Raw genomic sequence first — 7,433 nt, 5'->3', positions numbered from 1 at the left:
AGCTACCGTTTCCAGTAGTTATCCCCCTCCATCGGGCAGATCCCCAGACATTACTCACCCGTCCGCCGCTCGCCGGCAAGGAAGCAAGCTTCCTTCCGCTGCCGCTCGACTTGCATGTGTTAGGCCTGCCGCCAGCGTTCAATCTGAGCCATGATCAAACTCTTCAATTAAAAGCTTGATTTGCTAAGTTAATAGCGATGCTCAAAGAATTTACTGTTCATTCGTAATGAATTAACTGTTGTTCACTCTTCAAGACTTTTTCGTATCTGGTTGCGATAGTGTCTTGTGAGTGCCCACACAGATTGTCTGATTAAATTGTTAAAGAGCGTTTCGTTGCCGCCGTTGCGACTAACGTGAGGCCGCGTATACTACGCTTACCTCATTCAGAGTCAACGACTTTCTTCGTTTTTCTCCGACTGTCACCGCGTCGCGTTGTCCGCTGCGCCGTGTCAGTGAGAGCGCATTATAGGGACTTCCTCTCAGCCCGCAACCAGTATTTATCACAAACTTTTCCGTTTGCTGCATTCCACAGCAAAAGCCCGCCTTATACCTTTTTTTGCACAGAATTATCCACAGATGAAGCAAAGGCTGAAATTTGGCAAGCATCACGCAAACGTTTTCGCTACAATTTCCTCCCTGAAAACCGGACCCCGGTTGCGGGGGCATTAGCTGAATATTCATCTCAAAGCCCTGACTTACGCTTTTAATCAGCAATATTCACATAACGCTCTCTGAATACGAACCTAGCCAAGGGATCACATCATCATGCAACAACATCGTCCTCTCCGTCGTGCTTTGCTCAGCGTGTCTGACAAAGCCGGTATCGTTGAATTTGCGCAAGCGCTGTCTGAACGCGGCGTGGAGCTACTCTCTACGGGCGGCACCGCGCGGCTGCTGGCCGACGCCGGTTTGCCCGTAACGGAAGTATCGGATTACACCGGATTTCCGGAGATGATGGACGGCCGAGTCAAAACGCTGCATCCCAAAGTGCATGGCGGAATACTCGGCCGCCGGGGTCAGGACGACGCTGTCATGGCGCAACATGATATTCAGCCCATAGATATGGTCGTTGTTAATCTTTACCCATTCGCCCAAACGGTCGCAAAAGAGCACTGCACGCTGGCCGACGCCATTGAAAACATCGATATCGGCGGCCCTACCATGGTGCGCTCAGCCGCCAAGAATCATAACGATGTCGCCATTGTGGTTAAAAGCGGAGATTACTCCTCTATCATTGACGAGCTGGATTCACACGAGGGATCGCTGACCGACGAAACCCGTTTCGATCTCGCCATCAAAGCGTTTGAACATACGGCCGCGTACGACAGCATGATCGCCAACTACTTCGGCACCCTGGTTCCTGCCTACCACGGGGACACTTCTCGCCCCGCTGGCCACTTCCCCCGCACGCTCAACCTGAACTTCATTAAAAAGCAGGATATGCGCTATGGCGAGAACGGCCATCAACAGGCCGCTTTCTATATAGAGGAAGAAGTGAAGGAAGCATCAGTCGCTACCGCAACCCAATGGCAAGGCAAAGCGCTGTCCTACAACAACATCGCCGATACCGACGCGGCATTGGAGTGTGTGAAAGAGTTCGCCGAACCTGCCTGCGTCATTCTGAAACATGCCAACCCTTGCGGCGTGGCTATTGGCGACTCGATTCTCGACGCCTATGAACGCGCCTACAAAACCGACCCGACATCAGCATTCGGCGGCATCATCGCATTTAACCGCGAGTTAGACGAAGCCACGGCGCAGGCCATCGTTAGCCGTCAGTTCGTCGAAGTGATTATCGCACCGTCGGTCAGCGACGCTGCGCTGCGGGTTACCGCCGCCAAACAGAATGTCCGAGTGCTCACCTGCGGACAATGGCAGCAACATATTCCCAGCCTTGACTTCAAGCGCGTCAACGGCGGTTTGCTGGTACAGGACCGCGACCTCGGTATGGTCGACGCTTCACAGCTGCGGGTGGTTACGGAACGTCAACCCACCGAAGCGGAGCTACGGGATGCGCTGTTCTGCTGGAAGGTGGCGAAATTCGTCAAATCCAACGCTATCGTCTATGCCCGCGATAACATGACCATCGGCATAGGCGCAGGGCAGATGAGCCGCGTGTATTCCGCCAAGATCGCCGGTATCAAAGCCGAGGATGAAGGATTGGTAGTCGAAGGCTCCGTCATGGCGTCCGATGCCTTCTTCCCGTTCCGTGACGGCATTGATGCCGCTGCCGCCGTGGGCATTACCTGCGTCATTCAGCCGGGCGGTTCCATCCGCGACGACGAAGTGATCGCCGCCGCCAATGAACACGGCATTGCTATGCTATTTACCGACATGCGTCATTTCCGCCATTAATCCGGAGCGAGACTCACCATGAATATTTTAATTATCGGCAACGGTGGGCGCGAACATGCGCTGGCCTGGAAAGCAGCGCAATCTCCCCGGGCGGATAAAGTGTTCGTCGCGCCCGGCAATGCGGGCACCGCGTTGGAACCGTCGCTGGAGAATGTCGACATCGCCGCAACAGATATTCCGGCGCTCCTTGACTTCGCGAAGAAAAATGATGTCGGTCTGACTATCGTCGGACCGGAAGCGCCGCTGGTCATCGGTATCGTAGATGCATTCCGTGCGGCGCAGTTGCCCATTTTCGGCCCGACTCAGGCGGCTGCGCAGCTCGAAGGCTCTAAAGCCTTCACTAAAGACTTCTTGGCGCGGCATCACATACCTACGGCGGAATACCAGAACTTTACCGACATTGAGCCAGCGCTTGCTTATATCCGCAAGAGAGGCGCTCCTATCGTCATCAAGGCTGATGGCCTTGCCGCCGGTAAAGGCGTCATTGTCGCCATGACGCTGGAAGAAGCCGAAAATGCCGTGACGGATATGCTGGCAGGCAACGCATTTGGCGATGCGGGACACCGTGTTGTCGTCGAGGAGTTTTTGGATGGGGAAGAAGCCAGCTTTATCGTCATGGTCGACGGCGAGCATGTGCTGCCGATGGCAACCAGCCAGGATCATAAGCGCGTAGGTAATGGCGACTCCGGCCCCAACACCGGCGGCATGGGCGCCTACTCTCCTGCACCAGTGGTGACCGACGAGATCCACCAACGCGTGATGGACCAGATTATCTGGCCGACCGTTAAGGGCATGGCCGCGGAAGGGAACGTCTACACCGGCTTCCTTTACGCGGGACTGATGATCTCCGCCGACGGTCAACCTAAGGTCATCGAATTTAACTGCCGCTTCGGCGATCCGGAAACGCAGCCGATTATGCTACGTATGCGCTCCGATCTGGTCGCGCTTTGCCTGGCGGCCTGTGACGGCAAGCTGGATGAGCAGCGTTCCGAGTGGGATGACCGTCCTTCTTTGGGCGTGGTTCTGGCCGCTGGGGGTTATCCGGCTGATTATCGCAAAGGCGACATCATTTCAGGTCTGAGAACCTCGGAAACGGCAGACGGCAAAGTGTTTCATGCCGGCACCGCTCTGCACGGTCATGATGTGGTGACCAACGGTGGACGAGTCCTGTGCGTGACTGCACTGGGCGCGAGCGTAGAAGATGCTCAGCGTAATGCCTATGCGCTCGCGAAAGGTATTCGTTGGGAAGGATCTTTCTGTCGTACCGACATCGGTTACCGGGCTATCGACCGCGAACAGTCGCACTCCTGATGTCTTAGCATAATGGGTGAGCCTTCTTGCGGAGGCTCACTTCAACCGTCGCCGCGTTTAGTCGCTTTGCAATGATTCCGCCGTGGGTTCCCAACGACAGAAATCTTCATTGGCGACCAGCAGAAGCTGCGTCCCTTCCGGCGACTCCAGCCAGGCAATACTTAATGGGACAGAAGATCGCTTCTGGCGCTGCGCTATCCGTTGCGAGGCTCTGCTGTCGAGACCCGGACGAATACGTTGACCGCTGCAAGTCACGACCACCCCGTCCTGCCACTGCCCTTGCCACAAGTGAACGTTGCCCGTACGCATGGCAGCGCTCATTTCCAGGAGTCTTACCGCATCAAACTGGTACAGCGCAATATCATCATCAGAAAGCAACTCACGGCGGTCAGTCAACTGACGCTGCATATAGCTGACGGCGCCTTTTGAGTCAAAACGAATACGCACGTCCTCTTTATCAGGCGCGCTCTTGCTTTGCGTGATTTCACGTACGGCGTTCTGCTGGAAGTGGTAGCGGGTAATTTGGGTGCTTTGGCCATTGAACGGACTGAAGACCGTCATAAGTGCCGTCTGCTGCTGAGCCGGGTCGTCTTTGCGCCACACGCGCACTACGCCACGGTCAGAGAGATATCCCCCGGCATACAAAGCGGAGGGAGGCGAGTGGGAGCTGCAGGAAACCGCCAGGGCGGCTACGCTCCCAATCGCAGTACGTTTAAGAAAAAGCAAAAGGGGCGAAATCGCCCCTCTGTTCAAACCTTTTCTTAGCATGCGCTTATTTTACAGCGTCTTTCAGTGCTTTACCGGAAACAAATGCAGGCACGTTGGCAGCTGCGATTTTGATTTCTTTACCCGTCTGCGGGTTGCGGCCAGTGCGCTCATTACGATGATTGACTTTGAAAGTACCAAAACCAACTAATTGTACTGCATCACCTTCTTTCAGAGACTCAGTAATTGCCGCCAGAGTAGCTTCCAATGCAGCTTTAGCCTGGGTCTTGGAAAGGTCAGCCTTGTCAGCAATTACATCAATCAGTTGAGTCTTATTCATAAGTTATCCTTACAGTGTGTTTATCGCTTGCTAAGCATCGAGTGCGACGGAAATGCCATTAAAGCACTCTCCTGCATATACGCACCGACAGCCACTTTTTTTACGCCCCCCAAATGTAGACCAGACAGGGTGCGGTGTGAAGCCCTTAGAGCGGCCATTTAAGACCTTAAATCACGTTTTACCGGTTATTGATATAAATTTATCCCAATATTGCTGCTTCCCGCCTCGCGCAGGTCCGCGCGAAGGCCTTTGATCAGCTCGATATCACGCTCTTCACAGGCCGCCAACAGGCGGAAGATCTCCCACTGGAGATCCCATTCCTCTTCAATGGCAGGGATGACGTTGAGTTCCTCATCCGTCATTTCTCTGCCAGCCTGAGTCATCTCAAGCATGGCTACCGTCCTAATGGAGGTTTCACTAATCACGATAGCATGCGATAGCGTTTCACCACTCAGGCGAGAGTGAATTAACTCCCCCAAAGCGATACAGGCATCAATCGCTGGATAGACCCCGTAAAGATCATAGTCGTCAGCGGATGGAACCGCATCCTCCAGCTTTTCCAACTGAAGATCAAAGTTAACCTTAGCATCTTTGACCACCAGTGTTTCCCAAATCAGATCGAGGATACGACGGTAGACCTGCGCATCGCCAAATTCCGTCTGGCGGCAGAACTCATGATAGTTCGGATACATGCGTTCACAGAGGCTCGCCATGAAAGTGACATGCTGCCAGCTTTCCAGTTTCTCCAGACGCAAATGAATGGGGTTACGTAACATGTTTTATCTCTAACGTGACGGACCGCAGTGTAGCCAAAAACGGCCAGCGGCCCTATTCCTGTATTCCTAAAAAACGCTGGCGCGATTATCTATAGTGTTTGCTGATGTTGCCAGCGCTGAAATGCGATCCGGTTTGACGCAGCCGCGTCGGCCCAGCGTGTAGGCTCAGGCAACCGGTAGCCCCGCATGCAACATTTCACCCACAACAACGCCGTTTCCAAACCGACCCGATGCCCGGTTGAAACGAACAGCGGATTGCAGCGTAATTTACTGCGCCATACCCAACCCACCTGTTCGCCTTTGTCCAATAGCGGCTGCTGACTGCCGACCTCGTCGTCCAGCGGAGCAAAGTGACCACACAGACGTCGTTTAGCGACGCCGATGGTGGGCACGTCAACCATCAGCCCGAAATGGCTGGCAACCCCCAGACGACGAGGATGGGAAATGCCGTGACCGTCCACAAACAGCAGGTCCGGCTGGTGACGTAGTGCTTCCCACGCGGCCATCAGCGCGGGCGCCTCGCGGAAGGAGAGCAGCCCCGGAATGTATGGCATCGTCGTCGGGATACGCGCTATTTGGTACTCTACCAGCGCCAGCGAAGGATACGCCAATACGGCAATTGCCGCCCGGGTCACCGTGCCCTCCTGCTCAAACCCGACGTCCGCACCGGCAATAAACGCCGGCTGATCGAACGGGAACGCGTCATGACGAACGACCTGAGCCGCCTTGATTAACTGCTCAGCCCGAAGAGACTGAGTGTCGATCATGCCTTCTCCTGGTGATAAGGCCGGGACAAGCGATGTACCGCGTCAACAAACGCACCGGCGTGTTCTGGCGGAACATCCTGGTGGATGCCGTGACCGAGGTTAAAAACGTGGCCGTTGCCCGGACCAAAATCGTCCAGAATGGCGGCGACTTCCTGTTCGATGCGCACAGGGGGAGCATAAAGCATGGACGGGTCCATATTGCCCTGCAGCGCAACCTTATCGCCTACACGACGACGGGCGTCGGCGATATCCGTTGTCCAGTCCAGACCCAACGCGTCGCAGCCTGTTTCCACCATCGCTTCCAGCCACTGCCCGCCGCCTTTCGTGAACAGCGTCACCGGTACACGGCGGCCCTCATGCTCGCGCAGCAGGCCATCGACGATCTTGTGCATGTAATGCAGCGAGAATTCGCGATAATCCCGCCCGCTCAGCGCGCCTCCCCAGGTATCAAAAATCATGACCGCCTGAGCGCCAGCTTTGATCTGTGCGTTCAGGTAAAGCGTGACGCTGTCCGCCAGCTTGTCCAACAACAGATGCAGCGTACGGGGTTCGGCGAACAGCATTTTCTTGATCACGGTAAACGCCTTGCTGCTGCCGCCTTCAACCATATAGGTCGCCAGCGTCCACGGGCTGCCGGAAAAACCGATCAGCGGTACTTCGCCTGCCAGATTACGGCGGATGGTGCGTACGGCGTTCATCACATAGCCCAGTTCCTGTTCGGGGTCGGGAATGGGCAGTGCCGCAACGTCGGCATGGCTTCTCAGCGGTTGACTGAAACGGGGGCCTTCGCCCGCTTCGAAATAGAGTCCCAATCCCATCGCATCGGGGATCGTCAGAATATCGGAGAACAGAATGGCCGCATCCAGCGCATAGCGGCGCAGCGGCTGCAGCGTCACTTCGCAGGCCAGCTCGGCATTCTTGCACAACGACATAAAATCTCCGGCCTCCGCGCGCGTCGCTTTATATTCCGGCAGATAACGACCAGCCTGACGCATCATCCAAACAGGCGTGACGTCAACGGGCTGACGTAACAGAGCGCGTAAATAGCGATCGTTTTTAAGGTCGGTCATGATCTTTTCCTTTTGGCGCCTGAACGGCAGGCGCGCAGGTCGCTGGGTCTGGGTAATTCAGGCGGCAGTGTAGCGGGTTGATTCCTCTCAGGCTACACGCATGACGCAG

7 protein-coding genes and 1 rRNA gene are annotated in these 7,433 nt (G+C 55.4%); 2 read left to right on the top strand and 6 right to left on the bottom strand.

Annotated elements, in window-relative coordinates; translation table 11 throughout:
• Nucleotides 1–170: ribosomal RNA gene (locus BLU64_RS16390) — 16S ribosomal RNA — on the bottom strand; the annotation flags it as partial.
• 595 nt (nucleotides 171–765) lie between these two features.
• Between BLU64_RS16390 and purH the strand changes: the two genes are divergently transcribed.
• Both purH and purD read left to right on the top strand, forming a co-directional pair.
• Complete coding sequence (purH, locus tag BLU64_RS16385; RefSeq protein WP_074729421.1) at nucleotides 766–2,355, top strand: bifunctional phosphoribosylaminoimidazolecarboxamide formyltransferase/IMP cyclohydrolase; 1,590 nt, start codon at nucleotides 766–768, stop codon at nucleotides 2,353–2,355.
• Nucleotides 2,356–2,373: 18 nt separating this feature from the next.
• Nucleotides 2,374–3,666 (top strand): phosphoribosylamine--glycine ligase, encoded by a 1,293-nt coding sequence (gene purD, locus BLU64_RS16380; protein ID WP_026744183.1) that lies wholly within the window; start codon nucleotides 2,374–2,376, stop codon nucleotides 3,664–3,666.
• A gap of 57 nt (nucleotides 3,667–3,723) precedes the next feature.
• Here the strand turns inward: purD and BLU64_RS16375 are convergent, their stop codons facing one another.
• The 5 genes from BLU64_RS16375 to hemE all read right to left on the bottom strand — a co-directional run bounded on the left by BLU64_RS16375 (nucleotide 3,724) and on the right by hemE (nucleotide 7,324).
• A complete protein-coding gene (locus BLU64_RS16375; protein ID WP_327062235.1) occupies nucleotides 3,724–4,392 on the bottom strand; it encodes a DUF1481 domain-containing protein in 669 nt (222 codons plus the stop codon).
• Between the two features lie 46 nt (nucleotides 4,393–4,438).
• Nucleotides 4,439–4,711: a nucleoid-associated protein HU-alpha gene (gene hupA / locus BLU64_RS16370; RefSeq protein ID WP_012882985.1), complete on the bottom strand. Its 273-nt coding sequence runs from the start codon at nucleotides 4,709–4,711 to the stop codon at nucleotides 4,439–4,441.
• Nucleotides 4,712–4,896: 185 nt separating this feature from the next.
• Entirely contained in the window at nucleotides 4,897–5,487 is a 591-nt protein-coding gene (locus BLU64_RS16365; protein ID WP_074729420.1) for a YjaG family protein, read from the bottom strand.
• A gap of 89 nt (nucleotides 5,488–5,576) precedes the next feature.
• Nucleotides 5,577–6,254 carry a deoxyribonuclease V gene (gene nfi / locus BLU64_RS16360; protein ID WP_026744186.1) on the bottom strand — a complete coding sequence of 226 codons (678 nt, stop codon included), beginning with the start codon at nucleotides 6,252–6,254 and terminating at the stop codon, nucleotides 5,577–5,579.
• The gene (gene hemE, locus BLU64_RS16355) at nucleotides 6,251–7,324 is read right to left on the bottom strand and encodes a uroporphyrinogen decarboxylase (RefSeq protein ID WP_026744187.1); all 1,074 of its coding nucleotides are present in this window, start codon (nucleotides 7,322–7,324) and stop codon (nucleotides 6,251–6,253) included. Before hemE ends, nfi begins: the two co-directional genes overlap by 4 nt.
• Between the last annotated feature and the right edge of the window lie 109 nt (nucleotides 7,325–7,433).

It is taken from the genome of Lonsdalea quercina (assembly GCF_900107885.1).
Lineage (GTDB): Bacteria > Pseudomonadota > Gammaproteobacteria > Enterobacterales > Enterobacteriaceae > Lonsdalea > Lonsdalea quercina.
This window is presented reverse-complemented; position numbering and strand designations above follow the sequence as displayed.